Source organism: Bradyrhizobium lupini (assembly GCF_040939785.1).
In the GTDB taxonomy this organism is placed as follows: domain Bacteria; phylum Pseudomonadota; class Alphaproteobacteria; order Rhizobiales; family Xanthobacteraceae; genus Bradyrhizobium; species Bradyrhizobium canariense_D.
The window spans coordinates 5,574,557-5,600,505 of sequence record NZ_CP162553.1 but is presented as its reverse complement, the minus strand read 5'-3'; the positions used below and the strand labels follow the sequence as shown (position 1 = coordinate 5,600,505).

Below are 25,949 nucleotides of genomic sequence, written 5' to 3'. Positions count from 1 at the left end.
CGAAAGAAACGAAGGTAATTGGGCGCGCACGGAACCTATTCGGCGCCGGTTCCCGCCTGAAGCTTGCCGGCGACGGCGCGCACCTTGCGCGGCGCGGCTTGCCAGATCGAGAGCGCCGACAGCCCACTCACGATAATGGCAACTCCAAAGGCCAGCGTGTAGTCGCCGGCCCGATCGTAGAGCAAGCCGGTGACCCAGGGACCGGCAGCGCCGCCGGCCAATGCTGCCAGCATGATCGTGCCGAAAATGCTGCCCTGGTGCTTGCCCTGAAAAATCTCGAACACCACCGCGCCCATGATCGAGGTCAGGCCGTAGCCGAGCGCGCCTTGCGTGAACACCATGAGATAGACCAGCCACAATGACGGCTGGAATTTCAGGGCCATCAGCGCCGCGAAAGAGATCGCAAAACCCGCGCAGCTGATCGCCCAAACCCATTCCCGCCCGATCCGGTCGGAGACATGGCCGAGCAGGATCTGGCCGGGAATGCCGAGCAGGCTGACGATGCCGAGCGCCCACACCGCGACACCCGTGCTGAAGCCGATGTCGAGCAGGAATTTGGTCTGGTGCACCTGCACCGCGTACCAGATGTAGAGGCCGCAGAAATAGCCGAGCGCGATCCACCAGAACCGCGTCGTGGCGACCGCTTTCCGGAGTGTCCATTCGGTCCCGGCCCAGACGGGATCGATGATGTTGGAGACGGATTTTGCGGCGCCTGCGGCCGGGGCCGCATCGCCGTCAGGCCGCAGGCCGATATCCTCGGGACGTCGATGCAGGAACAGATTGATCGGCGCCAGCACGATCAGGATCATCAGGCCCATCGCCGTGCAGGCGGTGCGCCAGCCGGTCCCTTCGATCATGTGTTGCACCCATGGCAGCAGCGTGACCGAGCCGATGCCGACCCCGGCGAAGGCGATGCCGATGGCGAGGCCGCGCGTGCGGATAAACCAGTTCGGCAGGAACAACGACTGCCCGGAATAGCCGAGACACACCGAACCGGCGCCGACCATGACGCCGATGGTGACATAGAGATGCCATGGCTGGCTCGTGAGCGGCGCGAGCAGCAATCCGCCGCCCATCAGAACGACGCCGAGCTCCATCACCGCGCGCGGGCCGGCGCGGTCCATCAGCCGGCCGATCAGCGGGCTGACCATGCCCGACACCACGAAGCCGAAGGAGAAGGCGCCCGCGGTGACGCCGCGCTCCCAGCCGAATTCGGAGATGATGGGAGGGAAGAACAGCGAGAAGGCGGTGCGCGCGTTGACGCCGATGGCCATGGTGACGAAGGTCACCGCGACCACGACCCAGCCGTAGAAGAACGGAAGCCGCATTGTGTGTTTCATCCCTGGACGGTCCTTCCGACCATCCAGGACTGCCCGGGTCAAGCGCTTTTCGCGCATGCCTCATTGAGCGATCCTTGGGCGGCCGCCCTCAGGCCGCGTCGCGTTGCGACGATTTGGCGGGCGCGTCGAACAGGATCCGTTCGATCGGCTGCGGGCGGCCGAACAGATAGCCTTGCGCGAAATTGACGCCGAGCGCCTTCAGCCGCTCGTACTCCTCGCGGGTCTCGACGCCCTCGGCGGTGACCGACATGTCCAGCCCGCGCGCCAACGTCACGATCGAGGAGATGATGGCGGAGCTGCGCGGCTGATGCGTGAGGTTCCGGATGAACGATTTGTCGATCTTGATCTTGTCGAACGGGAAAGCGGTCAGATAGCTGAGCGACGAATAGCCGGTGCCGAAATCGTCGAGTGCGAGCGCGATGCCGATGCTCTTCAGCCGCTCCATGAAGGCGTGGTTCTCGACGCCACGCTCCAGCAGCACGGATTCCGTGATCTCGATCTCCAGCCGCTGCGGCAGCAATCCGGAATCGGCGAGCGCCGCGCTGATCATCTCGAACAGCTCGGCCTCCTTGAACTGGATCGGCGACAGGTTGACGGCGACCGCAAGATCTGACGGCCAGCCGGCCGCGTCCGCGCAGGCGCGCCGCAACACGAATTCGCCGAGCGGCACGATCAGCCCGGTCTCCTCCGCAAGCGGGATGAACTGGTCCGGCGCGATCAAGCCGCGCGTCGGATGCCGCCAGCGCACCAACGCCTCGAAGCCGCGCCGCGTGCCGCTGAGGGCGTCGACGAACGGCTGGTAGTGCACCTCGAGCTGGCACCGCGCGATGGCGTCGCGCAGATCGCCTTCCAGCGTGCTGCGCGCCTCGAGCTCGGCCGACATCGCCTTGTCGTAGATGGTGAAGCAGTTGCGGCCCGACGATTTAGAGCGGTAGAGCGCCAGGTCCGCCTTCTTCAGCAGCTGCTCCTGATCGCTGCCATGATCGGGCGCGATCGCAATGCCGATGCTGGTGCCGATCTCGACGCGGTGTCCGGGAAGAAGGAACGGCTCGGCCACGAGCTTGGCGATCCGCCCCGCCAGTTCGGTCGAGCAGACGCGCTGATCCTCGCAAGCTTCCTGGATGATGGCGAATTCGTCGCCGCCGAGCCGGGCCAGCACGTCCCTGGTGCGCAAAGCGGATTTCAGCCGCTGTGCGACCTGACGCAGCAGCGCATCGCCGGCACCGTGACCGAGCGAGTCGTTGACGTTCTTGAAGCGGTCGAGGTCGAGCATTAGGATCGAGAAGGTCGGACCGGCGTCCTTCAAACGGCCCTTGAGCTCGTCGAGCCGGGCCAGGAAGAAAGCGCGGTTCGGCAATCCGGTCAGGATGTCGGTCTGGGCGAGTTCGAGCACCCGCCGGTTCGCCAGTGACAGCCGCTGCGAATTGCGGCTTGCGAGCATGAGATAGGTCGAAAGCGACAGCGTCAGCAGCATGCCGACGATCAGCACCGCACCCGCGCGATCGTAAGTCGTCTCCAGCGGACCGCCGGCAGCCGGAACCGCCCGCACCTGCCAATCGGTGTCGCCGATCTTGAGATTGCCCGACCAGTGCAGGGTCCGCGCGACGTCCCGCATCGTCTGCGGCGCCGTCGCGGCCGACGAGTAATCCGGCAGCATTTGCTCCAGGCCGACGATCTGACCCGCGAACGGCGGATAGACGTTGACGCTGACCGCGGGGCTTGCCCCGGTGGTCACGCGAATGGACTGGATCAGCAGCGGCAGGTCGAAGACGCCGACGACGAAGCCGGCGAGATTGCGGCGCCGGTCCACGACCGCGTCGCGCGACGTTCCCTTGGCGTAGACGGGAATGGCGACGAGGACGTCGGGCAACCGGCCGCCCTCCTTCGGCTCGTAGAGGCGGGTGCGAATGGCCCCTATCCGGTCGGTGTCGCGCGCGCGCTCGAGGACCGCGCGGCGCTCCGGAACGGTCGCGTAGTCCATTCCGTAAACTGGAGACGTCTTCGGCTGGGTCGAGTAGAACACCGGAAAATATTCGTCGCTCTGCGGCGCGGTCGCGAACGCATCGCCCTGGAGCGACTTGATGCGATAGCCGGACACGCCGTCCGTGATCGCCGCGGCCTCGTATTCGGCGCGCTCCTTGCGGTTCACCCGCGGCACCCAGGAGATGCGCAGCATGCCGGGATGGCGCTCGAACAGGCGGGCGCTGAAGGTCTCGAATTCGCTGCGGGTGATCTCCTGATTGGTCGATTCGAACAGCGTGCGCAGCGCGACGAGCCTGGAGATGTACTCGCTCATGCCGTTCTGCATGACGATCACTTCGGTCTCGGCCGCGTTCTCGAACTCGATCTTGTTGACGCGGCCTTCCCATCGCGCCACGGCGGCTGCAGCCACGACCGAAAACAGAAGACCGACGCCGACTGCGACGAGCGCAGGGCGATAGAGCCCGAGCAGCGGCGCGGCACGCCACCATCCGGTCATACGCCCCCGATCCTGATCGTTCTGATCCCGACCGCCCATTCCAAAAACCGCCGTCCCCTCTCCCGCTCAACCGAACCTCTGGTTGAGCCGCCGGAGCCACTATCGGAACAGGACCGCGGTTAAGAACTGCACAATTTCGGAACCCGGCTTTTCCGCATTACCCGGTTTAGTTAATGAAGTGCAGGATGATGCGGGCTCTGTCGAAGCAAGTTGCCGGTTTTCCCCGGAGTAGTACGGAGCCGTCGATACATCGCCGATTCATCCCGTGGCGATAGCTTTCACGAAGCTACTCACCGCACCCGGCAAGACTTGTCTGATGTATCGATCTCGATCTGCGACATGCATCGTCATGACCGTCGCCGTCCTGGCAGCAAGCATGCTGCCGGCGAAAGCCGACGAGATCGGCGTCAGCGAGGATGCGATCCTGTTCGGCCAAGCCGCAGCGCTCGAGGGTCCCTCCTCCACACTCGGACAGCGCATGCGGCAGGGCATCGTCGCAGCCTTCACCGAGATCAACGCCAAAGGCGGCGTCCACGGCCGCAAGCTCCAGCTCATCAGCCGTGACGACGGCTACGACCCCGACCGCTCGCTGGCGCAGACGCTGCGGCTGATCGAGGACGACAAGGTGTTCGCGCTGATCGGCGCGGTGGGCACGCCGACCGCGGTGGCGACGATACCGATCACCAGCGCCAGGAACGTGCCCTTCATCGGTCCCTTCAGCGGCGCTGAATTCTTGCGCGACCTCGAGCTTGCGAACGTGGTCAACATCCGTGCAAGCTATGGCGCCGAGGCCGAGGCGTGGGTCAAGCATCTCACCGAGGATCGCCATTTCACCCGCATCGCCATTTTCTACCAGGACGACTCGTTCGGGCGCGACGGTCTTTCCGGCGTGAAGCGCGCGCTTGCCAGGCGCGGCCTCGAGCTCGCCGCCGAAGGCACCTTCGAGCGCAACACCCGCGCCGTCGCGTCGGCCTGGCGCACGATCAAGCGCGTCGAACCCGAGGCGATCGTCATGGTCGGGACCTACGGTCCCTGCGCCGAGTTCATCAAGCTCGCGCACCGCAGCGGCGCCAATCCGACCTTCGTCAACATCTCCTTTGTCGGCGCCGTTGCGCTCGCCAAGGAGCTCGGCCCCGAGGGCGAAGGCGTCGTCGTCACGCAGGTCGTGCCGTTTCCCTGGGACCGCTCGCTTAAGCTGGTCGCCGACTACCAGGCGGCGCAGACGGCGTTCGACCCGGCGCTGACACCGAATTTCGTGGCGCTCGAAGGCTATATCGCCGGCCGTCTCGCGGCCGCGGCGCTGGAACAAGCCGGACCGCAACCGACGCGCGCGAGCCTGCTGCGCACCATCAACGATGTCGGCCGCTTCGACATCAGCGGCAGCACCATCACCGTCGGCATGCGCATGCTCGACGCGCCGCCGAAGGTGTTTTTGACGGTGATCCAGAAGGACGGGACGTTCAAAGCGGTGGACCGGCTATAGAGCGGATCACGGCCGCCGCGTCCAGCCGTCGGCGTTGACGGCGCCTTGCGGGATCTCGCCTTTGACGATCGCTTCGACCTGGCGCACGGTTTCCAGCGACTGATATTCGATCGCCTGCGGCGTCAGGCCGCCGACATGGGGCGTGGCGATGACGTTGGGAAGCTTCGCAAGCTCCGGGCTTGGCATCTGGTCGGGCGCGCGGCCCACATCCATCGCGGCACCCGCGATTCGATTTTCAAGCAACGCCTTCGCCATCGCCGCTTCATCGACGAGGTTGCCGCGCGAGAGATTGACGAAGACGGCATGCTTCTGCATCCGCGCCAGCGCCGCCTCGCCGATCAGATTTTCGGTCTGCTCGTTGGCGATGGCAAGGCAGACGACATAGTCGGACGCGGCGAGGAGCTCGTCGAGGCTGACCTGCCGGATGGCACCGTCGGTCACGGTCGCAAAGGGATCTGCGACCAGCACCTCCATGCGCATCACCTTGGCGATTTCCCCGAGATAGCGCCCGATGCTGCCATAGCCAATGATGCCGATCTTGCTGCCGGCGAGCTGCCGTCCCATCCGCGCTTCCGGCTTGCGGCCGGCGTGATAATCGGCCGTCGCTCGCGATACGCCGCGGGAGAGATCGACCATGAAGCCAACCGCGAGCTCGGCAACCGCTTGCACGAAGCCAGGCCCGGCGCGGGTCACGAGCACGCCGGCGTTCGAGGCCGCCTCGACATCGACGTTGCGGATGTCGACGGCGCAGCGGACGAAGGCGCGCAGGCGCGGCAGTTGTGCAAAGATCTCGCCGCGTCCCTCGGTCATGCGATCGGCCACGATGATGTCGACATCTTGCGCAGCGCGCACGAGGCTGGCTGAGACCAGCGTCTCATCGCTCTCGTGCAGGATCACCTCGGCGGTCGCGCGCAAGCCGTTCAGGCTGCGATCGCCGTAGTAATTGCGGCGCATCTCCGGCGTGTGGGCCAGCAGGACTTTCACGGCGATACTCCCTCAATAGCCGAACGCGCGCGGCAATGCCGTGCTGAGCCATGGCACAAACGCGATCACGAGCAGGCAAAGGAACAACAGGCCGAGATAGCCCATGATCGGCTTCACCGTCTGCTCGATCGGCACATTACCGATCAGGCAGGCGCCGTAAAGCCCGAGCCCGAGCGGCGGCGCGAACAGGCCGATGCCCATCGCGATCACAAGCACGACGCCGAAATGCAGGGGATCGATGCCGAGCTGCACGGCCACCGGCAACAGCAACGGCCCGAAAATAATCAGCGCCGCCGCGCCTTCGAGCACCGAGCCCATCACGATCAGCACGGCGATTGCGAGCAGGATGAACAGCCAGGTGCCGCTGGTCTTGGACAATCCCAGCATGAAATCGCCGACCGCGTGCGGCACCTGCTGCAGGGTCAGCGTGAACGCCAGCGATTGCGCTGCGGCAACGATGAACAGCACGAGCCCCGCGCGCGTCGCGCCCTGGACGAAGCTGTGCGCAGCCGATGTGAAGCTGAGTTCGCGGAACACCACGCTGCCGACGACGAGTGCATAAGCCACGGCGAAGGCCGAGATTTCCGTGGCGGTGGCAAAGCCGCTCTTGAAGCCGAAGAAGATCATGAAGATCAGGCCGAACGAGGCGATCGCGCCGCTCCACAGGCCCGACACCGGCATCTGCGGCGCGATGTCCTCGGCATCAGCTGGAGACTCAGTTGGAGTCTCAATTGGAGTCTTGCCGAAGATGATGGAGACGGCGATCAAGGCCAGCGCCATCAGCGCCGCGGGCAACAGCCCTGCGACGAACAGACCACCGATCGACAGGTTCGCGACGAAACCCAGGATGATCAGGTTGATGCAGGGCGGAATAGTCTCCGCCATCACCGCGGAGGCTGCGAGCAGCGCCACGGCGCCGCCCGGATTCTGCTTGGAGCGGCGCGCGGCCGGAATCAGCACGGAGCCGACCGCGGCGACGTCGGCCATCTTCGAGCCGGAAATGCCGGAGAACAGCACCATCGAGGCCACCATCACGACGTTCAAACCGCCGCGCATCCGCCCGACGCCCCGCTGCAACAGCTCGATCAGCCGCACCGACATGCCGTTGGCTTCCATGAGGTAGCCCACGAGGATGAAAAACGGAATCGCGAGCAGCACGAAATTGTCGATGCCGCGCGCCATCTGCTGGGCGAAGATCACGCCGGGCAGCGCGCCCTCGACCCAGATGAAGATCAGCGCGGCCAGCGCCAGCGCAAAGCCGATCGGCAAGCCACCGACCAACGTCGCAAAGAAACCGATCAGCATCAGCGTGCCCGCCGACGGCACCGTGGCGGGCGACAGATAATCCCAGGCGAGATAAAGGCCGGTCACGACGGCAATCGCGACGAGGCCTCTGACGATGTCAGGGAGCGGCCTGGCGCAGAGCTGGTCGATCGCAAACACCGTCATGAACAGCGCGCCGGCGCCCATCGGGTAGAAGGTCAGCTCCAGCGGCAGGCCGGATCCGGTGGTCTGGCCCGCCGTCAGCGAGCCGAGCTTGATGGCGTTGTAGGCGACGTAGCCCGAAATCAGCACCACCAGCAGCGCGCTCGCGGCGTCGACCAGCGCGCGCAGCCGTACCGGAGCCAGATCGCGGAAGAAAGAGACGCCGACATTCTCGCCGCGCGCGAGCGCGCTCGCCGCGCCGAAGAAGGCCGATCCGACCATCAGTCCGCGCGCGACGTCGTCGGACCACTCCACCGGCGCGTTGAAGCAGAAGCGCAGCAGCACGGAACCGCAGACGACGACGAGATCCGTGGCCAGCAGGATGGCCGCGATCGCGTCGCTGAAGCGAAGCAGCAGGGCGATGCTCCCGTGGCGGCCGCCCGAGAGAGGTACGGCAGCTGTCATTGCCACGTCAGGCCTGCGTGGCGCGGATGATGTCGATCACGGCCTTGGATTCCGGCCGCGCCTTCATGAAGTTCTCGATCTGCGGCGCGACGCGCTTTTTGAACGCCTCGCGGTCGCATTCGGCCACCGTCACGCCCTTTTCGGTCAAGGCCGACAGCGCTTCCTTCTCGACGGCGAGCCCGTGGGTCCGCGTGTCGGCCGCAGCCTTCTTCGCGGCATCGAGAAATCCCTCGCGCAGCTTCGGATCCATGCGATTGTAGGTCGTGTCGCTGAAATAGATCGCGAGCGGCGAGAAATTGTGCTGCGTCAATGCATAGAATTTCGCCGTTTCGAAGAACTTGCTGGCCAGGATGGTCGGCGGGTCGTGCTCTAGCCCGTCCAGCACGCCGGCCTGCAATGCCGTGTAGATTTCGCCGAACGCCAGCGGCGTCGCGGCGGCTCCCATCAGGCGCAGGCATTCCGTGATGACGGGATTTGGCAGCGTGCGGATCTTGAGACCGGCGAGATCTTCCGGCGTCTTCACCGGCTTCCTCGCAAGTACGCTGCGTGAACCGAAATTATAGGCCCAGGCGATGATGCGGATGTTGCTGCCCTTGAGCAGCGCGTCCTCGATCGGCTTGGCCGCGCCAGCGTCGAACGCCTTGGTCTGCTGCGGAAAGCTCGAGAACAGAAAGCCGAGGTCGTAGGTGCCGACCAGCGGCACCAGATTCGCCGAGATCGAGGAGCCCGACACCATGAGGTCGATGACGCCGAGCTTCACTGAGTTGATGACGTCGATTTCCTGACCCAATTGGTTGTCAGGAAAGAACGCGACCTCGACCTGCTCACCGAGGCCGTTCGCCTTCAGGTTCTTCACCAGATTGTCGTAGTAGACCCGGCCGTTGGCGAATTTGGGATCGTTCGGCAGCGACGAGGAGCATTTCAGCTTCAGCGTCGCGGCTTCGGCGCGGCCGATGAGTGCGGGGGAAAGCACGAGGCCGGCGGCAAGTCCCGTCGACGACTTGATGAACGCGCGACGGTTCACGGGCACGATGGACATAATGCGGTTTCTCCCCAATTATTGTTTTTCGAGCAACGGTCGTTGCCGCAGCCCGTTGCGCGGACTGTATGGCCAAAGCGACGGCGCAGGCAAGGCTTGCGGCCGGCCGTTGCAAAGCGGCGTGTCGCGAGGATCAACGGCATCAGCGCGCGGCAAAACAGCCGTGTTTTTGCGGGATTCTCGATCAGATCGGCATGGGGCCGATGCGCGAGAAGATGCTTTCGCGCAGCGTTGGGCATCGATCCAATTGGCGCATGGATCAATGCGCAATTCACATGGATGGCGCCAGAACGATGCCGCACCAGCTCTGGCAGACCTTCTGCCCCATTTTGCCGCAGCTCAACGTGATCCAGTGCACAGACAGACGCATTGGCGGCCACCTAGAAAAGGTGACATCATCGCGCGCATTGCCGATGGAGGTGACACCATGCGCCGTCCAGTCTTTCGCAATTTGTTTCTTGCATCCGCTCTTCTCGCGCTCACGCAATTGACGATGCCGACGGGGGCCGCGGCCGAAGCGCGGCTCGCACTGGTGATCGGCCAATCGGCCTATCGCACCGTGCCGGAACTCCCCAACGCAGCCAACGACGCCAAGGGCATGACGGAGCTGCTCGGCAATGCCGGCTTCACCGTCACCACGGCATCCAATCTGGCGCAAAACGATATGCGTCAGGCGATCTCGGATTTCGCCGGCAAGGTCAGGGCCAGCGGCGCCGACACCGTCGCGCTGGTGTTCTATGCCGGCCACGGCCTCCAGATCGACGGCGAGAACTATCTCGTTCCCGTCGATCTCGACCCCAAGCGCGAAGCCGACATTCCGCTGCAGGGTGTGCGACTGAACGATTTGCTCAACACGCTCGGCGCACTGCCGACGCGGGCGCGCATCTTCATGCTCGATGCCTGCCGCAACAATCCCTTCCCTGCGCTCAGCGGCGCCGGACACGGGCTTGCGATCGTCGACACCAAGGCCGGCGCGCCGGGCTCCTTCATTTCCTATTCGACCTCGCCGGGCTCCGAAGCCGAGGATGGCTCCGGCATCGACAGCCCCTACACCACCGCGGCGCTGACCGTCGCCAAGCAGCCCAATCTGCCGATCGAGGAAGTGTTCAAGCGCATTCGCGTCGCCGTGGCGCAATCGACCGACGGACGCCAGATCCCCTGGGAAAGCTCGTCGCTGACGACTGACTTCAAGTTCTTCGGCGGCGACAGCAGCGGCAGTCAGACTGCGCTTCCTGGCGCATCCTCCATGGCACTTGCGAGCGGCACGCGCAGCCTCGAGGACTGGCGCAAGGATTTGCAGGGCAAGCCGGCCATGGTCGCCTATGAGATGGTGATCACCGACGACACCGTGCCGGCGTATCAAGCCTATATCGAGTTGTACGCTCAGGATACCCGTACGCCGCGGCTGCGCACGATTGTGGAGCGCCGGCGCCAGATGCTGGCGTGGGAGCGCGCCACCGCGATCAACACCCGCGCCTCGTTCGAGGCGTATCTGGCGAACTGGGACAACAGCGATCTGGCCGCGACCGCACGCCGGCTGCTGCTCCGCGTGCAGAACCGCAACTACGTCTTGCCTGCCGCGGTCGCGGCCGCTCCTGCCCCGGTCGCCGTCGCGATGGCCCCGACCTGCCCGTGCTCGACGCCCACACCACCGGCTTCGCCGATCAACCCGACGATCGCGCCTGTGATCAAGAAGCGCGTCGACGACACACCGCCGAAGCGCAAGGTGGTCGACACGCCGCCCAGGCCGCGCCGGCCGCCGCCTGATGAGGTGATCTACGAGCGCGCGCCGCCACCGGATCGCGGCCCGCCGCCAGAAGCCTTAGGTGTCGGAATAGGCATCGGAATTGGCATGGGCATGGGCGGTCGAGGCGGCAACTACGGCGGCCCGGGACACGGCGATGGCTACCGCAGCCGTTACTGAGACCGCTCGCGCGGCAGCCGGACGCGGACACGGGTGCCGCCACCGGGACGATCCTCAATGGCGACCGTGCCGCCGTTGCTTTCGACAACTTGCCTCACGATTGTGAGTCCCAATCCTGCGCCGCCGCTCTCGCGGCTGCGCGAGGTCTCCAGCCGGTAGAATGGATCGAATACGCGGGTGCGTTCGTCAACCGGGATTCCCGGCCCGCGGTCCTCGACCAGGAGTTCGATCACATCGGTCTCGGCGTACAACGAGATGTCCGCGGCGCCACCATAGAGGATCGCGTTGTTGACGAGATTGGCAACGACCCGAGCCATGCCCGCAGCCGAGCCGCGGATGAGGAGAGCCGGATCTTCGCAGGTGAGCGTCAGCGCTGCGCAGGCACCCTTGCGCGCTTCGTACTCGGTCCGCGCGACGCGGGCAAGATCGACGGTTTCCGCCGACGGGCCTGCGAACGAGGCGCGGACAAAGGCGAGCGCATCATCCATCAGCGATTGCATGTCGTCGAGATCGACGGTTGCCTTGTCCCGCTGCACGCTTTCGGGCAGCAGCTCGAGACGTAGCCGCAGCCGCGTGACATAAGTGCGCAGATCATGGCTGATCGCGCCGAGCACGAGGGTGCGGCTGCGCAGCAGTTCGGCGATGTTCGCCTGCATGGCGTTGACGGCGCGGATCAGCGCCCGGACGTCGGGAGCACCCCGCTCGCTGACCGGCATGGTCTCCATGGCAGCGCCGAAGCGCTCGATGGCGACGGTCAACTCGGACAGCGGCCTGGTCTCGTGGCGGACCGCGAGCAAGGCCGCCAAAGCGACGACGAAGCCGAGAATTCCGGCCAGCAGGCCGACAGGAATGCCGAGCAGGCGAAGGCTGAGCTCACCTGCGGTCTCGATCACCAGATAGCCGCCGCCAGCAAGTTCAATGACAGCTTGCAGGCGCGAGGTGACGAGATCACGCAAGCGGGCCACCTGTTGGCCGTCCCTGACGTTGACGAAGGACAGTGCGACCAGCCGCTCCGCTGGCACACCGCTCTGCGCGCGCAGCCGTTGCTCCGCGCTGCTCAGGAAACGGCCATGCAACGGGTTGGGCGGCACGTCCTGACGCACGACCGGCTTGAATCGCGCCGTCGTGGCCGCGCGCAGCACCAGGTCGCGATCGTCGCGCGGTACCCTGTCGATAGCCTCCGCCAAGGCGGCGACCTGCGCGAACAAAGCGGCAAATCCGGACGGCTCGCCGCGGCCGCGCTGCTCCACGAAATAGATGGCGACCGACAGCAACTGCACGAGAATGATGGCGCCGACGACGATAAGGCCGAGGCGGGCGGCGATGTGAAGCCTGCTCATCCCGCACAGGCTCCGTGCTCAGAGCGGGCGAACGTCAGCACTGAAGAGATAGCCGCCATTGCGCACGGTCCTGATCGAGAACGCAGCCTTGGGATCCGCGGCGACGAGCTTGCGGCGCAGCCGGCTGACCGACACGTCAATGACGCGGTCGAACGGATCCGCGGTCCGGCCGCGCGTCCAGTCGAGCAACTGGTCGCGGGACAGCACCCGCTTGGGCCGTTCGAGGAAACATGCCAGCAGATCAAACTCCGCTGCCGTCAACTCGACGATATGGTCCTGGTCGTTGGTCAGGCTGCGCCCGTCGAGATCGGCCACCAGCCTGCCGAAAGCAATTCGCCGCGGCGGCGGCATCTGCAGCGGGCCGTCCACACGCCGCAAGACGGCCTTGATGCGCGCCAGCAATCCCCGAGGATTGAAAGGCTTCGGCAGATAATCGTCGGCGCCGAGCTCCAGGCCGATGATGCGGTCGACATCGTCGGCCTTGGCCGTCAGCATCAGGATCGGCGTGCGGCTCTTGCTGCGCAGGCGCTGGCAGATCGACAGTCCGTCCTCGCCCGGCAGCATGATGTCAAGCACGACGAGATCCGGGCATGCCTGCATCAGCGCCCGGTCCATCGCCGCGCCGTTCTCGACGCAAACCGGCGCATAGCCCTCCCGCGTCAGCAGGTCCGCCAAGAGCGCGCGGATCTCGCGGTCGTCCTCCACGATCATGATCGTCCGAGTGTCCATCGCGGCCTCTATCGAGCAGCCCGCTGGCAGGAATGTGGCGACCCCGTCGCTCGTTACAAAACGTTACACTTCCGGCCTCGCCGGCAACATCACGGCAAAAGATCGAGGCGAGATTGGCCCCATGCGGCGACCGGTCTCGTTCCGGCGCGTCCTCACAAACAGGAGTATCCGATGAAACCCATTCTCGCTTCGCTATCACTCGCAACGGTGCTGGCCCTCACGGGAGCCTCCGGTGCAAACGCCTGGGTTCGCAGCGGCAGCGTCACGACTTGGCGAGGTACCTACTACGGCAGCGCCAGCGGCGGATGCGCCGGCGGAACCTGCTCGCGTTCGGCTTCGGTGACGGGACCTTATGGCGGCACGATCGCACGCAGCGGCAGCATCACGCGCGTCGCTCCGCATGCATTCGACTACACGCGCACCGCGACGGGTCCGAACGGCCATAGCGTGACGCGCAGCGGCACGGTCGGGACTCATCCTTATTACGAATACCGGTACTGACCGTCGCGCCGGACGACCGCGAAATTCCGGCCGGGGTCAGAACACTGGCCGCGGACTGCCTTCCTCCAACTTGCAAGCATGGATATCTCGAATGCGACGATTGACGATCTTGGCGTCGGCCGCGGCAGCCGCACTGGCCGCAGGTTCGACCGCGCTAGCCTTCACCCCCAGCCCTCACCCCGGTATGTCCGACGGCCTCACCGAAGTCAGCGGCGGCTGCGGACCCGGCTGGCACCTGACGGCCAACGGCCTGTGCCGGCGGACCATCGTGCCCTACGCCCATCCACCCTATGCCTATGCGGCGCCTCCCTATCCTGGGGCCTGTTGGTGGACCAGCACGCCATTCGGCGTGCGGAGGGTCTGCGCATGGTGAGACCTGTACAGCTACGGGAGCTGCGACGCGCGATCGCGGTCATCATCGCCGCGTTGGTCGCGATATCGTCCGCGGGCGCCGCGTCCGCCCAGCAACCGCGACAGGAGATACGCCAAGCGTGCACCGCGGACATGCGCGCGCTGTGCTCCGGCATCATGCCGGGAGGCGGCCGCGTCAAGCAGTGCATGATCGAGCATTTCAACAGCTGTCGGATGGCTGCAAGAGCGCGCTGAAGCAGGCGCAGGCGTCGAAGCCATAGGGCGTGCCTCGCGGGAGTGCGCGTGGGGCTCGCAGACGCGATAAGTGCCGCGAGCCCTGCGGTGTCGCACGATATACAGGCGAGGCCGGCAACCCCATGTTTGCCGACGACCGGCAGCTGTGGTCTGGTCGGCCAACGGAACGCTTCGGGGATTCGCTGCTGATGGCGCAGGACGCTCACACCGCAACATCATGGCCGCTGTTTCGCTCACTCGCGTCCTATTCGCTGCCGGGCGATTTGATGGCCGGCCTGACGCTCGCGGCAATCGCGATCCCAGAGCAGATGGCCACGGCGCGGCTCGGCGGCTTCGCGCCGCAGATCGGCTTCTTCGCCTTCATGGCGGGATCGCTCGGCTTTGCGATGCTCGGCGGAAACCGCTTCCTGTCCTGCGGCGCCGATTCCACGATCACGCCGATCTTCGCCGGCGGGCTGGCGGCGCTGGCCGCCGCCGGCTCGCCTGAGTATCAGGGCCTCGCGATCGCGCTGGCACTGATGGTCGGCGCAATGATGCTGGCCGGCGGCGCCTTCCGCCTCGGCGGCATCGCCAATCTCTTGTCCGTGCCCGTCATGGTCGGTTTCCTCGCCGGCATCTCCGTCCACATCATCGTGTCGCAATTACCGGGCGTGCTGGGCCTGGACTCGCCGAACGGGCCGACGCTCGATCGCATCGGTGTGCTCGCAAGCGAGCTCGGCCGCACCAATCCCTTCACGCTGTGCATCGGCTTCGGTGTGCTGGCCGTGGTCTTCGTCGCCGAGAAGGTCAGCGCAAAAATTCCGGGCGCGCTGATCGGGCTCGTCGCCGCGACCCTGGCCACGATCGCGCTCGGCCTCGAGAGCAAGGGCGTCAATGTCGTAGGCCTCGTGCCGGGGACGCTGCCGCGGCCGACCTTCCCCGAGCTTGCAGCGGAGCAATGGGTCCGCCTCGTGCCGCTCGCCTTTGTCATCACGGTCGTGGTGATGGTGCAGACCGCGGCGACGACGCGCTCATTCCCGTCCGATCCCGACAAGCCGGCCGATGTCGATCGCGATTTTCTCGGCGCCGGCGCCGGCAGCGTGCTGTCGGGCCTGTTCGGCGCGTTTCCGGTCAACGCCAGCCCGCCGCGGACGGGCATTGTCGCCGAGACCGGCGGACAATCGCAGCTCGCGGGTCTCGCCGCCGCTGCGATCGTGCTGGCGCTGCTCGCGTTTGGAACGGGATTGCTGCAGCACGTTCCAGACGCAGCCCTCGGCGGCATCCTGCTGTTCGTCGCGCTGCGCATCATCCGCGTGAAGCAGATCGTCACGATCTATCGCCAATCCCCCAGCGAATTCCTGCTGATCGCCGCCACCGCCGCGCTGATCATCGTGCTGCCGATCCAGCAAGGCGCGTTCCTCGGCATCGTGCTGTCGCTGCTGCACGGCATCTGGAGCACGACGCGCGCGCGGCTGGTCGAGTTCGAGCGCGTGCCGGGCACCACGATCTGGTGGCCGGCACATCCGCACATCGCCGGCGAGCGCATCGCCGGCGTCGCTGTGCTCGGGCTGCAGGCGCCGCTGTCCTTCCTCAACGCGCCCGGCTTTCGCAGCGACGTGATCAAGGTGCTCGGCACGACGCCGCCACAGCTGCTGGTGCTGGAGGCGAGCGGCATGGTCGAGATCGACTTCACCGCCGCGCAGATCCTGCTGGACGTGTTCAGGGCGTGCAGCGAACAGGGCGTCACCGTCGCGCTGGCCCGGCTGGAATCGGTGCGCGCGCAGGACGCGTTCGAGCGGTTCAGGCTGTTCGAGGCGCTGCCCCGGGAGCACATCTTCCACAGCGTCGACGAGGCCGTGCGGAAGTTGGCGCGATAACTGGGCTCACTGCGCCAATGGCGGGTGATCGCGCTGGATCGTTTCGCGGATCCAGCTGGCATGGATCGCGCGAAACAGGATTTGCGCCGTCTTGAGGTCGTTCGCCTTCATGCAGAGATCGACGATGCGACGGACTGCGTCGTCGCGCATCAGTCCATCCGAGATCTTCATCGCGATTTCCATCGCGACTTTCGCCGCGCGCTCGTAGCGCTCGCTGTCGCGCTTGTCGCTGCGCGCGCTACCTGCCGCGCTCGCCGCAGCGGCGTCACAGATCGCACGGATGCGCTCGGCGGCCTCGATGTCGCCGAGCGGCCGTTCGATCGCTTCGTCCCAGATGTCCTGACGCGTCTTGCGCGCGAACCACTGCATTGCCTGCTCCGTGGTGAGGGAGCGAGCATAAACGGCGGCCACGCCGCGCGCTACGCCTCCGGTACGATCTTCCCGGGATTGAAGATGTTCTGCGGATCGAGCGCCTTTTTCAGCGCCCGCATCGCGTCGATCGCCTCGGGCCCGAGCTCCGCCTTGAGGTATTTCTGCTTGCCCTGACCGATGCCGTGCTCGCCAGTGCAGGTGCCGTCCATCGCCTGCGCGCGCTCGACCAGCCGATGCATGAACTCCTCGCCGCGCGCCATCTCGTCGGCATCGTTGGTGTCGCAGACCAGCGAGCAGTGGAAATTGCCGTCGCCGACATGGCCGACGATCGGCGACAACAGGTTGAGGCGCTTGAGATCTTCCTCGGTCTCGCCGACGCATTCGGCAAGCCGCGAGATCGGCACGCAGACGTCGGTCGCGACCACCCCGATGCTGTCGCCGGGCCGCAGCGCTTTCACCGACCAATAGGCGTCGTGCCGCGCCTGCCACAGTTTTGTGCGATCCTCCGGCTTGGTGGTCCAGGAGAAGTCGCCGCCGCCGCAATCCCTGGCGATCTCGCCGAAGGCCTTGGACTGTTCGGCGACCTCGATCTCGCTGCCGTGGAATTCCATCAGCAGCAGCGGCGTTTCGGGCAGGGTCAACTTCGAATAGGCGTTGCAGGCCCGCACCTGCGCGGCGTTGAGCAGCTCGATGCGCGCCACCGGAATGCCGGTCTGGATCGCCAGGATCACGGCCTGACACGCCCCGTGCACGGTCTCGAACGACACCGCTCCGGCCGCGATCGTATCGGGGATGCCGCGCAGGCGGATGGTCAGCTCCGAGATGATGCCGAGCGTGCCCTCGGCGCCGACGAACAGATGCGTCAGGTCGTAGCCGGCGGATGATTTCTTCGCACGCGTGCCGGTCGTGATGATCTCGCCGTCGCCGCGGACCACTTTCAGCGCCAGCACACTGTCGCGCATGGTGCCGTAGCGCACCGCATTGGTGCCGGAAGCGCGGGTCGAGGCCATGCCACCGAGGGAAGCGTCCGCGCCGGGGTCGATCGGGAAGAACAGGCCCTGGTCGCGCAGATGCTCGTTGAGCGCCTTGCGGGTCACCCCGGGCTGGATCACGCAATCGAGGTCCTCGGCATGCACCGCGAGCACCTTGTTCATGTCGCGCAGGTCGATGCAGATTCCGCCGGCGGGTGCGTTGACCTGGCCCTCGAGCGAGGTGCCGGTGCCGAAAGCGATGACGGGCACGCCGTTTTTCGCGCAGATCCGCACCACGTCCTGGATGTCGGCAGTCTCCTGCGCCATCACCACGCCGTCCGGCGGCTGGTTCACGATCCATGTGGTGGTATGGCCGTGCTGCTCGCGGACGGCTTGCGAGGTGATGAGGCGGTTGCCGAACCGCGCGGCAAGTTGCTCCAGCGCGCTCGCGAGGGCTTTCGGCGCCGGCCGCGGCGGATTATTGGTGATGGTCGTACCCACGGACGTTCCTCCCGACGAGACGAACCGTGGCAAAGGACATCTCACCGGTCAAGTCAAGCGACCGGACGCATAGCTGGGGAAGGACACATGCCGGAGACTGCTGCCACAACGATCGAGGGCGTGCCGTTCCGCTCGTCAATCATGCAGATCGAGCCGCAATGGATCGACTACAACGGCCACCTCAACATGGCCTATTACAACGTGATGTTCGACCGCGCGATCGACCAGATGTGGCTGACGCTCGGGATCGGACCGGGCTACATGAAGGAGCGCGGCGGCTCGACCTTCACCGCCGAATGCCACGTGCGGTATTTGCGCGAAATCCACCTCGACGATCCCGTGCAGGTCTCGGTCTGGCTGCTGGAAGCCGACGACAAGCGGCTGCACACCTTCCAGGAGCTGCGGCACGCGACCGAAGGATGGCTGTCCGCCACATCGGAAAACATGTCGCTTCACATCGACATGGGCTCACGAAAGGTGGCGGCTTTTCCCCCAGACATCCGTGAGCGCATCGCAGCGGTGGTCAAGGCCCACAGCGCCGTCCCGCGGCCCGAGGGCATCGGCCGGAACGTGGCGATGCCCTCGAAGCGGTAAGCGCGCTAAACCCTGTTACGACCCCGTGCCAGTCCGACAACGGCCGAGACCAGGAACAACACGACTGCGATGAAGAAGATGATCTTGGCGATTTCGATCGACGCGCCGGCGAGGCCGCCAAAGCCCAGGATACCGGCGATCAGGGCGATAACCAGAAACGTAACTACCCAGCTAAGCATGATCCGAACCTCTGTTTCGATGTCTGTCTGCGATCGGCGCGGCTGACGCGCCTCACTTGCAGAACCAATCGCCAACTCGGAACAATGGTTCCGGGCCGCTAAAGCCGGAAATTCGCCTGACCGACAGGAACAAATTGGCTTTCGGCGCACGTGGAAAACCCCTGTCCGCGGCCCCATATAGGGACCAATCCCTGTTAAGAAGGCTCCCCTTTCACCACCCCGCGGTGCCAACGTGGGGCAAATGATTCGCATGACCGAGCCGAGCAAGATCACGTCCCAGAGCGTCCCCGACCACCAGCCCGCAGCCGGCGGCATCGCCGCGCGTGCGCGCGCCTCGGTAGGCCCGCAATACCTGTCCGGGCTCAATCCGGAGCAGCGCGAGGCTGTGGAGACGCTGGACGGGCCGGTTCTGGTGCTGGCCGGCGCCGGCACCGGCAAGACCCGCGTGCTGACCACGCGCATCGCCCACATCCTGAGCCAGGGCCGCGCCCGCCCATCCGAAATCCTGTCGGTGACCTTCACCAACAAGGCCGCGCGCGAAATGAAACATCGGCTCGGTCAGATGCTCGGCCATGCCGTCGAAGGGATGCCGTGGCTCGGCACCTTCCACTCCATCGGCGGGCGCATCCTGCGCACCCACGCCGAGCTGGCGCAGCTCAAGTCGAACTTCACCGTGCTCGACGTCGACGATCAGGTCCGACTGCTCAAGCAGCTTCTGCAAGCCGACAATATCGACGACAAGCGCTGGCCGGCGCGCATGCTGGCCGGGCTGATCGACGGCTGGAAGAACCGCGGCCTGACGCCGTCGCAGGTGCCGTCGGGCGAAGCCGCCGTGTTCGCCAACGGCAAGGGCGGCAAGCTCTATGCGAGCTACCAGGAGCGGCTGAAGATCCTGAACGCCGCCGATTTCGGCGATCTGCTGCTCGAGGACATCCGCATCTTCCGCGAGCACCCGGATATCCTGCGGCAGTACCAGCAGCGCTTCAAATTCATCCTGGTCGATGAGTATCAAGACACCAACGTCGCTCAATATCTGTGGCTGCGGCTGCTGTCCCAAGCGCCGACTTCTTTTGCCTCTCCCCGCGTGCGGGGAGAGGTCGGATCGCCCGGCAGCGCAATTGCGCGCCCGAGCGATCCGGGTGAGGGGGACTCTCAGCAAGCTGAGCTCGTGGAGGCAGCCCCTCATCCTGACCTTCTCAGCGCGAGCGAAGCTCGTCGCGACCCCGCAAGCGGGGAGAACGAGCAGACGCGCCACGTCAAAAACATCTGCTGCGTCGGCGACGACGACCAGTCGATCTATGGCTGGCGCGGCGCGGAGGTCGACAACATCCTGCGCTTCGACCATGATTTCCCCGGCGCCAAGGTCATCCGCCTCGAGCGCAACTACCGCTCGACGGGCCACATCCTCGCCGCCGCCTCGCACCTGATCGCCCACAACGAGGGCCGGCTCGGCAAGACGCTGCGCACCGAGGACCAGGACGGCGAGAAGGTCACGGTAACAGGCTCTTGGGATCTGGAAGAGGAAGCCCGCGGCATCGGCGAGGAGATCGAGCAGATCCAGCGCCAGGGCGACAAGCTCAACGAGATCGCGATTCTGGTGCGCGCCTCCTACCAGATGCGCGAGTTCGAGGACCGCTTCGTCACGCTCGGCCTGCCCTATCGCGTCATCGGCGGCCCGCGCTTCTACGAGCGCGCCGAGATCCGCGATGCGCTGGCTTATCTCCGCGTCATCAATTCACCGGCCGACGATCTCGCCTTCGAGCGCATCGTCAACACGCCCAAGCGCGGCCTGGGCGATGCCACCGTGCAGATGCTGCACGATCACGCCCGCAAGCGCCGCATCCCGCTGTTCGAGGCGGCGCGCGCGGTGGTCGAGACCGATGAGCTGAAGCCGAAGGCGCGCGGCTCCTTGCGCGACGTCGTCGCCCAGTTCGACCGCTGGCGCGCCCAGCGCGAGGTCACCTCGCACACCGAGCTCGCCGAGATCGTGCTCGACGAGAGCGGCTACACCGAGATGTGGCAGAAGGACCGTTCGGCGGACGCCGCGGGTCGGCTCGAAAACCTCAAGGAGCTGGTGCGCTCGATGGAGGAGTTCGAGAACCTGCAAGGGTTTTTGGAGCACATCTCACTGGTGATGGACCGCGACAGCGGCGCCGACGAGGACGCGGTGTCGCTGATGACGCTGCATTCGGCCAAGGGGCTGGAATTCGACAACGTGTTCCTGCCCGGCTGGGAGGAAGGCCTGTTTCCGAGCCAGCGCACGTTGGACGAACAGGGCCGCGCCGGCCTCGAGGAAGAGCGCCGGCTCGGTCATGTCGGCCTGACCCGGGCCCGCCGCCGCGCCAAAATCTATTTTGCCACCAACCGCCGGATCCACGGCACCTGGTCGACCACGATCCCCTCGCGCTTTCTCGACGAACTGCCCGCGGCCAATGTCGAGATCACGGAATCCAAGGGCGGCTCGGCCTGGGGCGGCACCGGCGGCTACGGCGCCTCCCGCTTCGACGACATGGAAGCGTTCGGCTCCACCTATTCGACCCCGGGCTGGCAGCGCGCCCAGGCCAATCGCAATCGCGGCGGCGGTGGCGGCGGCAATGGCGGCCGCGGCAGTTTCGAGGAACAGGCCTCGTCGTTTTCGTCCCAGTCGTCCTCGCCCGATTTCGGCAGCTTCTCCTCGCGCCGCCGCGGGCCGCTGACGATCGAGGGCGAGCTGGTGGCCAAATCCACCGGCACGACCTCGGAATTCTCCCTCTCCGACCGCGTCTTCCACCAGAAATTCGGCTATGGCCGCGTCACCAAGATCGACGGCAACAAGCTCACCATCGCCTTCGACAAGGCGGGGGAGAAGAAGGTCGTGGACAGTTTTGTGCAGCGGGCGTGAGGCCTGCATGCCGCACTACATCGCCATCATCGAGGACGCCGGCCCGGACGAAGCCGTCGGCGTGTGGTTTCCCGACCTGCCCGGCTGCATTTCCGGCGGCGACGACGTCGATGAGGCCCTGGAGAATGCGCCCGAGGCACTCGCGTTCTATGCACAGGAACTGACCGCGGACGGCCGCCAGCTTCCCCCGCCGCGGACATTGGACGAGCTCAAGGCCGACCCTGATGTCGCCGACGAGCTCGGGAAGCACACGGTCGCCCTGATCGAATGGCCACCCCTCACTGAGGCCACGGAGTGAGGACTGTTCGCCGCACTGGTCGGACTCTCGACAGTTCAGGTCCGAACAGCCCTTGACCACCGTGAACTTCCCCGTATCAGATGCGACCATGGTCCGGGGCTCCATCACACTGATCTTGCTGGCATTGGGTATGCCGTCGCTTGCGGCGGCGGAGACCATGAGCTTTGGCGATGCGATCGGGCTGCTGGCGAAAAGTTGCGGCGCGGAAATCGTCGCCAATTGCCGCGGCGTCAACCCGGATTCGACCCGCCTGAAGGAGTGCCTCTCGCGCAACCGCGACGTGCTCTCGCAGCAGTGCCAGAGCGATTATCTCGGTGCCTTCGACGCCATCCAGAAGCGCGTCGCAGCCCGTGTCACCGTGGCGAACGTCTGCCAGCGCGAGATCGTCAAGGTCTGCGGCGGCTCGACCAAGGAGACCAGCAAGGCGGTCCCCTGCCTGGTCTCGACGCCCAAGGGCATCAGCAACAATTGCCTGAAGGCCGTTGACGACGCGGGGTATCGGTGATGCCAGCGACGAGGCTTTCCACCGCCGGAATATGCATCGCGCTCGGCCTCGCTTTGCTCGCGGGCACAGCGGAAGCGCAGACGGCGCCGCCAACCCGCGACGACATCGTCGGCAAGCTCAACCATTTCGAACAAGCCGCCGAGATCGATCTCCCCGCGCTGAAGCTGCAGGTGATGGAGCGGGCCAAGGCCAGGATCAAGAACGATCCCGGTCCGGTGAACCGGCCGCTGATCGCGCCTGATCTGGTCAATCTGCCGACCTTCACTGCGCAGATCCAGTTCGACGCCGACACGCCGATCATCCAGCCGGCGTCCTACCAGACCGTCGGCCGCCTCGCCGATGCGCTGGTCCATGCCTCGCTGCTGCCCTACACGTTCCTGATCGTCGGCCATGTCGAATCCAACGCGAAGACGCGCGAGGCCAACGCGATCCTGAGCCAGCGCCGGGCGGACGCGATACGCGACGTGCTGGTGAACACGTTCAAGATCTCGACCAAGCGGCTGCATCCGATCGGCCTCGGCGAGGAGCAGTTTCTCGACCGGGCCAGGCCGACCTCAGCCGCCAACGCCCAGTTGCAAATCCTGACCTACGCCAAGGTACCGGAGGAAGCGCCTGCGCATCCGGCTGCGACACCTGCGCCTGCGGCGAAAAAGCCCGCCAAGAAGCGCTGAGCGGACGCGCCACGGCGTCTGACGCAACCCTTTGAAGTCACGTTTCTTTTGTGACCTGTCTCACAGCGCAACAGCGCGGTTTCGCGCGACAATTACGCCGGTTTGTGCACCGCCCTATCAGGTGCTATAGGCTTTTTTCGCCCTGCCCGACCCCATGCTGCACGAGACCGAGATGGCCAGTTATTTTCAACGTCAGCTGGCCGACTACGTCGAATATCATCGCGATCCCTGGAACTGCGCGATGCACGTGGTCGGCATCCTCCTGCTCTTCACCGGCGCCGTGCTGCCGCTGACGCTGGTCCATTTCCCGGTGTTCGGGATCGAGGTCAGCCTGGCCATGGTTCTTGCCCTGCCGGTGCTGGCCTACTGGCTGATGCTGGACGCCGGGATCGGGCTCGGCATCCTCGCCTCGATGATCGTGCTGCTTTCGGTCGCAACCGCGATTGGCAATCAGGTCTCGATCGTCATGATGTGGTCGATTTTTGTGGTGCTGATCGGGCTCGGCGTCGCGTCGCAAATCGTCGGTCACAAGGTTTTCGAGGAGCGGCAGCCGTCGATGGTCGACCACCCCACGCATTTTCTGCTTGGACCGATGTTTGTCATGGCAAAATTATTCATTGCATTGGGCTTCCGTCGCGACCTTGCCGCGATTCTGGCGCCTGCTCCGACCAATTCCCTTTCAACCCGATAGTTCTAGACGCGAAACAGCAAACCTACTGCATGGCTCTCGTACTGGTTACCGGTGGCAGCGGCTTCATCGGACATCATCTTGTAGAAGCGCTCCGCGCCCGTGGGCAGCGGGTGCGTGTTCTCGACGTCCGTGCGCCTGCCGCGCCGTATGCCGACGTTGAATATGCCCAAGGCTCGGTGCTCGACGGTGCCGCGGTCGATGCCGCGATTGCTGGGGTCGATCAGGTCTATCACCTCGCGGGCCTGCCCGGCATGTGGGTCGCCGACAAGCAGGCCTTTCACGACGTCAATTGCCGCGGCACCGAGATCGTGCTCGCGGCCGCGATGAAGCGCGGGGTCTCGCGCTTTCTGCACTGCTCGACGGAATCGATCCTATTCCCCTATTCCGACCTCAACGGTGTTCCCGCCGAAGAGGCGCTGCAGCCGGCCGATGCGATGCCGGGCGCCTACACGCGGTCGAAATCGCTGGCCGAGCATTGCGCCGCGAAGGCCGCAGCTGAAGGTTTTCCGCTGGTGATCGGCACCCCGACCATGCCGATCGGTGCTGCCGACCACAATCTGACGCCGCCGACTGCGATGCTGTGGTACTTCCTGCAGAAGAAAGTGCAGCCGCATCTCGACTTCCCGGTCAATCTCGTCGACGTTCGCGACGTTGCCATAGGCCTCGTGCTGACCATGGAACGCGGGCGTAACGGCCAGCGCTACATCCTCGGCGGCGACTGCGTCAGGCTCGGCCAGATTCTGCGGATGATGTCCGCGATGAGCGGCCGCCGGCAATTCCCGGTCGTCGTTCCCGGCAAGATGGCCGAGCTGTCCGGCATCATGCTCGAATATCTCTCTGACCGCATCACGCGCAGGCCGCCCAACGGCACCGCCGAGGGCGTGCGCATTGCGCTCGCCGCGAGCGACCTCTCGATCAGCAAGGCGCGCACCGAACTCGGCTACGCGCCGCGCCCGATCGAGCCGGTCCTGCGCGAAACCATCACCCATCTTCTCGCCCGCGGCGGGGCGCTTGCCTCCGGCGCCATCGAGCATCACGCGCTCTCCTCGCGCGCCAGCTGAGCTGCCGCCCAACCCAAAGAACCTTTCCGCATGTCCTTCGATTTCAGCAAGCTTCTCTCTGTCGCCTGGGGTGGTTGGACCACGACTTGGCCGACGCAACTGCTCGCCCTGATCTGGCTCGCCTGGCTCGCAAGCTGGGTCGGCGCCTCGTTCTGGCAGGGCCGCACCCAGAAGCAGGTAATGACGCTGGAGTCCGGCCGCTATCGCATCCCGATCCTGGTCGGCGGCATCCTGTTCACGCCATGGACCGCGGAAGTGCTCGGCGAGAAGCCGCTCTGGGTGTTCAGCAATACAGCTGTCTACGTGGTGGCGCTGATCGTGCTGGCCGGCATCTCCTTCACCTGGTGGGGACGGCTGCATCTCGGACAATTCTGGTCCAACACCATCACCCACAAGCAAGACCACCGCGTCATCGACACCGGCCCGTACGGCATCGTACGCCATCCGATCTACACCGGCCTGATCCTCGGCATGCTGGTGACCGGCATCGCGGTCGGCACGGTAACCGCGATGCTCGGCGCGATCCTGATCTCGCTCGGCATGTGGCAGAAGGGCCGGATGGAAGAAGTGTTCCTGTCCAAGGAGCTCGGCGAAGACGCCTACGGCGCCTATTGCCGCCGCGTGCCGATGATCATCCCGTTCCTGTCGCCGCGCTGAGAGCGGCGGACGCGCCCACATTCGCTGTCGTCCCGGCCCCCGTGCGCAATTGCGCACTAGGCCGGGACGACAGCGAGAGGAACTGCCTTCCCTCCAGCCTGTTAGCCTCTCGATACCTGCCACTGACCGCAGAGCATCGAGCCATGTCCGACGCCTACGATTATTTTCGCGAGCACGCGATCGCCGCCGTCCGCAAGGCGCGGGCGCTGCCGCCGGGGCGGCCGAAGCAGAAGCAGCGCACCGTGGCGCGTGTCTATCATCTCCTGTCCAGGGAGGCCGCGCTCGCGCCGAACATCCGTCATCTGGATGATTTTCGCGCGGCGCGCCGGGCAGAGCGGCAGATCGGCCACTGATCTCCGGGCCCCGCTTGCCGGCATTCGTCCCATGCAAATTCGAA

The 25,949-nt window shown here is 65.5% G+C and carries 26 protein-coding genes; 16 read left to right on the top strand and 10 right to left on the bottom strand.

What is annotated here, in order from left to right; genetic code table 11:
- Nucleotides 1–35: 35 nt before the first annotated feature.
- Complete coding sequence (locus tag AB3L03_RS26595; protein WP_368509080.1) at nt 36–1,328, bottom strand: MFS transporter; 1,293 nt, start codon at nt 1,326–1,328, stop codon at nt 36–38.
- A 100-nt stretch (nt 1,329–1,428) separates the two neighbouring features.
- Nucleotides 1,429–3,819 (bottom strand): EAL domain-containing protein, encoded by a 2,391-nt coding sequence (locus AB3L03_RS26590; protein WP_368507262.1) that lies wholly within the window; start codon nt 3,817–3,819, stop codon nt 1,429–1,431.
- Nucleotides 3,820–4,168: 349 nt separating this feature from the next.
- Here AB3L03_RS26590 and AB3L03_RS26585 point away from each other — a divergent pair, with 349 nt between their 5' ends.
- Nucleotides 4,169–5,302 carry an ABC transporter substrate-binding protein gene (locus tag AB3L03_RS26585; RefSeq protein WP_368507261.1) on the top strand — a complete coding sequence of 378 codons (1,134 nt, stop codon included), beginning with the start codon at nt 4,169–4,171 and terminating at the stop codon, nt 5,300–5,302.
- Nucleotides 5,303–5,308: 6 nt separating this feature from the next.
- Here the strand turns inward: AB3L03_RS26585 and AB3L03_RS26580 are convergent, their stop codons facing one another.
- Genes AB3L03_RS26580 through AB3L03_RS26570 form a run of 3 tightly spaced genes read right to left on the bottom strand, consistent with a single transcriptional unit; the run spans nt 5,309 to nt 9,215 of the window.
- Complete coding sequence (locus tag AB3L03_RS26580; protein WP_085350283.1) at nt 5,309–6,286, bottom strand: hydroxyacid dehydrogenase; 978 nt, start codon at nt 6,284–6,286, stop codon at nt 5,309–5,311.
- A 12-nt stretch (nt 6,287–6,298) separates the two neighbouring features.
- On the bottom strand, nt 6,299–8,176 hold the full coding sequence (locus AB3L03_RS26575) for a TRAP transporter large permease subunit (protein ID WP_368507260.1): 1,878 nt from the start codon (nt 8,174–8,176) through the stop codon (nt 6,299–6,301).
- A 7-nt stretch (nt 8,177–8,183) separates the two neighbouring features.
- Nucleotides 8,184–9,215 carry a TRAP transporter substrate-binding protein gene (locus tag AB3L03_RS26570; RefSeq protein ID WP_085350285.1) on the bottom strand — a complete coding sequence of 344 codons (1,032 nt, stop codon included), beginning with the start codon at nt 9,213–9,215 and terminating at the stop codon, nt 8,184–8,186.
- A 68-nt stretch (nt 9,216–9,283) separates the two neighbouring features.
- On the opposite strand from AB3L03_RS26570, the gene AB3L03_RS26565 reads away from it, so the two are divergent.
- Together AB3L03_RS26565 and AB3L03_RS26560 are read left to right on the top strand one after the other, a co-directional pair.
- Nucleotides 9,284–9,706, top strand: a complete 423-nt coding sequence (locus tag AB3L03_RS26565; protein ID WP_368507259.1) for a hypothetical protein — start codon at nt 9,284–9,286, stop codon at nt 9,704–9,706.
- Nucleotides 9,643–11,139: a caspase domain-containing protein gene (locus tag AB3L03_RS26560; protein WP_368507258.1), complete on the top strand. Its 1,497-nt coding sequence runs from the start codon at nt 9,643–9,645 to the stop codon at nt 11,137–11,139. The genes AB3L03_RS26565 and AB3L03_RS26560 overlap by 64 nt, the downstream gene beginning before the upstream one ends.
- Here the strand turns inward: AB3L03_RS26560 and AB3L03_RS26555 are convergent.
- Both AB3L03_RS26555 and AB3L03_RS26550 read right to left on the bottom strand, forming a co-directional pair.
- On the bottom strand, nt 11,133–12,479 hold the full coding sequence (locus AB3L03_RS26555; RefSeq protein WP_085350287.1) for a cell wall metabolism sensor histidine kinase WalK: 1,347 nt from the start codon (nt 12,477–12,479) through the stop codon (nt 11,133–11,135). The two genes, AB3L03_RS26560 and AB3L03_RS26555, sit on opposite strands and share 7 nt — an antisense overlap.
- A gap of 18 nt (nt 12,480–12,497) precedes the next feature.
- The gene (locus AB3L03_RS26550) at nt 12,498–13,208 is read right to left on the bottom strand and encodes a response regulator (protein WP_368507257.1); all 711 of its coding nucleotides are present in this window, start codon (nt 13,206–13,208) and stop codon (nt 12,498–12,500) included.
- A 171-nt stretch (nt 13,209–13,379) separates the two neighbouring features.
- Here AB3L03_RS26550 and AB3L03_RS26545 point away from each other — a divergent pair, with 171 nt between their 5' ends.
- The 4 genes from AB3L03_RS26545 (at nt 13,380) to AB3L03_RS26530 (ending at nt 16,171) form a co-directional block, all read left to right on the top strand.
- The gene (locus tag AB3L03_RS26545; protein WP_085385102.1) at nt 13,380–13,709 is read left to right on the top strand and encodes a hypothetical protein; all 330 of its coding nucleotides are present in this window, start codon (nt 13,380–13,382) and stop codon (nt 13,707–13,709) included.
- Between the two features lie 91 nt (nt 13,710–13,800).
- Nucleotides 13,801–14,082, top strand: a complete 282-nt coding sequence (locus AB3L03_RS26540) for a hypothetical protein (protein WP_143273231.1) — start codon at nt 13,801–13,803, stop codon at nt 14,080–14,082.
- Nucleotides 14,076–14,315 carry a hypothetical protein gene (locus tag AB3L03_RS26535; RefSeq protein ID WP_317245877.1) on the top strand — a complete coding sequence of 80 codons (240 nt, stop codon included), beginning with the start codon at nt 14,076–14,078 and terminating at the stop codon, nt 14,313–14,315. Before AB3L03_RS26540 ends, AB3L03_RS26535 begins: the two co-directional genes overlap by 7 nt.
- Before the next feature lie 188 nt (nt 14,316–14,503).
- Complete coding sequence (locus AB3L03_RS26530) at nt 14,504–16,171, top strand: SulP family inorganic anion transporter (RefSeq protein ID WP_368507256.1); 1,668 nt, start codon at nt 14,504–14,506, stop codon at nt 16,169–16,171.
- Nucleotides 16,172–16,177: 6 nt separating this feature from the next.
- Here the strand turns inward: AB3L03_RS26530 and AB3L03_RS26525 are convergent, their stop codons facing one another.
- A complete protein-coding gene (locus AB3L03_RS26525) occupies nt 16,178–16,540 on the bottom strand; it encodes a hypothetical protein (RefSeq protein WP_085350312.1) in 363 nt (120 codons plus the stop codon).
- A 50-nt stretch (nt 16,541–16,590) separates the two neighbouring features.
- Nucleotides 16,591–18,015, bottom strand: coding sequence for an FAD-binding oxidoreductase (locus AB3L03_RS26520; protein WP_085350292.1), 1,425 nt, complete (start codon nt 18,013–18,015; stop codon nt 16,591–16,593).
- 87 nt (nt 18,016–18,102) lie between these two features.
- Between AB3L03_RS26520 and AB3L03_RS26515 the strand changes: the two genes are divergently transcribed.
- A complete protein-coding gene (locus tag AB3L03_RS26515; protein ID WP_018454287.1) occupies nt 18,103–18,609 on the top strand; it encodes a thioesterase family protein in 507 nt (168 codons plus the stop codon).
- Nucleotides 18,610–18,614: 5 nt separating this feature from the next.
- On the opposite strand, the gene AB3L03_RS26510 is transcribed toward AB3L03_RS26515, so the two are convergent.
- A complete protein-coding gene (locus tag AB3L03_RS26510) occupies nt 18,615–18,788 on the bottom strand; it encodes a DUF1328 domain-containing protein (protein ID WP_007600914.1) in 174 nt (57 codons plus the stop codon).
- Nucleotides 18,789–19,029: 241 nt separating this feature from the next.
- Between AB3L03_RS26510 and AB3L03_RS26505 the strand changes: the two genes are divergently transcribed.
- The 8 genes from AB3L03_RS26505 to AB3L03_RS26470 all read left to right on the top strand — a co-directional run bounded on the left by AB3L03_RS26505 (nt 19,030) and on the right by AB3L03_RS26470 (nt 25,905).
- Complete coding sequence (locus AB3L03_RS26505; protein WP_368507255.1) at nt 19,030–21,669, top strand: ATP-dependent helicase; 2,640 nt, start codon at nt 19,030–19,032, stop codon at nt 21,667–21,669.
- A 7-nt stretch (nt 21,670–21,676) separates the two neighbouring features.
- The gene (locus AB3L03_RS26500; RefSeq protein WP_018454285.1) at nt 21,677–21,967 is read left to right on the top strand and encodes a type II toxin-antitoxin system HicB family antitoxin; all 291 of its coding nucleotides are present in this window, start codon (nt 21,677–21,679) and stop codon (nt 21,965–21,967) included.
- Nucleotides 21,968–22,055: 88 nt separating this feature from the next.
- On the top strand, nt 22,056–22,472 hold the full coding sequence (locus tag AB3L03_RS26495) for a hypothetical protein (protein WP_018454284.1): 417 nt from the start codon (nt 22,056–22,058) through the stop codon (nt 22,470–22,472).
- Nucleotides 22,472–23,143 carry an OmpA family protein gene (locus AB3L03_RS26490; protein WP_018454283.1) on the top strand — a complete coding sequence of 224 codons (672 nt, stop codon included), beginning with the start codon at nt 22,472–22,474 and terminating at the stop codon, nt 23,141–23,143. Before AB3L03_RS26495 ends, AB3L03_RS26490 begins: the two co-directional genes overlap by 1 nt.
- A gap of 154 nt (nt 23,144–23,297) precedes the next feature.
- Complete coding sequence (locus tag AB3L03_RS26485; RefSeq protein ID WP_018454282.1) at nt 23,298–23,834, top strand: DUF962 domain-containing protein; 537 nt, start codon at nt 23,298–23,300, stop codon at nt 23,832–23,834.
- A 29-nt stretch (nt 23,835–23,863) separates the two neighbouring features.
- A complete protein-coding gene (locus AB3L03_RS26480; RefSeq protein WP_368507254.1) occupies nt 23,864–24,895 on the top strand; it encodes an NAD-dependent epimerase/dehydratase family protein in 1,032 nt (343 codons plus the stop codon).
- 30 nt (nt 24,896–24,925) lie between these two features.
- Complete coding sequence (locus AB3L03_RS26475) at nt 24,926–25,552, top strand: isoprenylcysteine carboxylmethyltransferase family protein (RefSeq protein ID WP_007600907.1); 627 nt, start codon at nt 24,926–24,928, stop codon at nt 25,550–25,552.
- A 143-nt stretch (nt 25,553–25,695) separates the two neighbouring features.
- Nucleotides 25,696–25,905 (top strand): hypothetical protein, encoded by a 210-nt coding sequence (locus tag AB3L03_RS26470; protein ID WP_368507253.1) that lies wholly within the window; start codon nt 25,696–25,698, stop codon nt 25,903–25,905.
- The last annotated feature ends 44 nt before the right edge of the window (nt 25,906–25,949 follow it).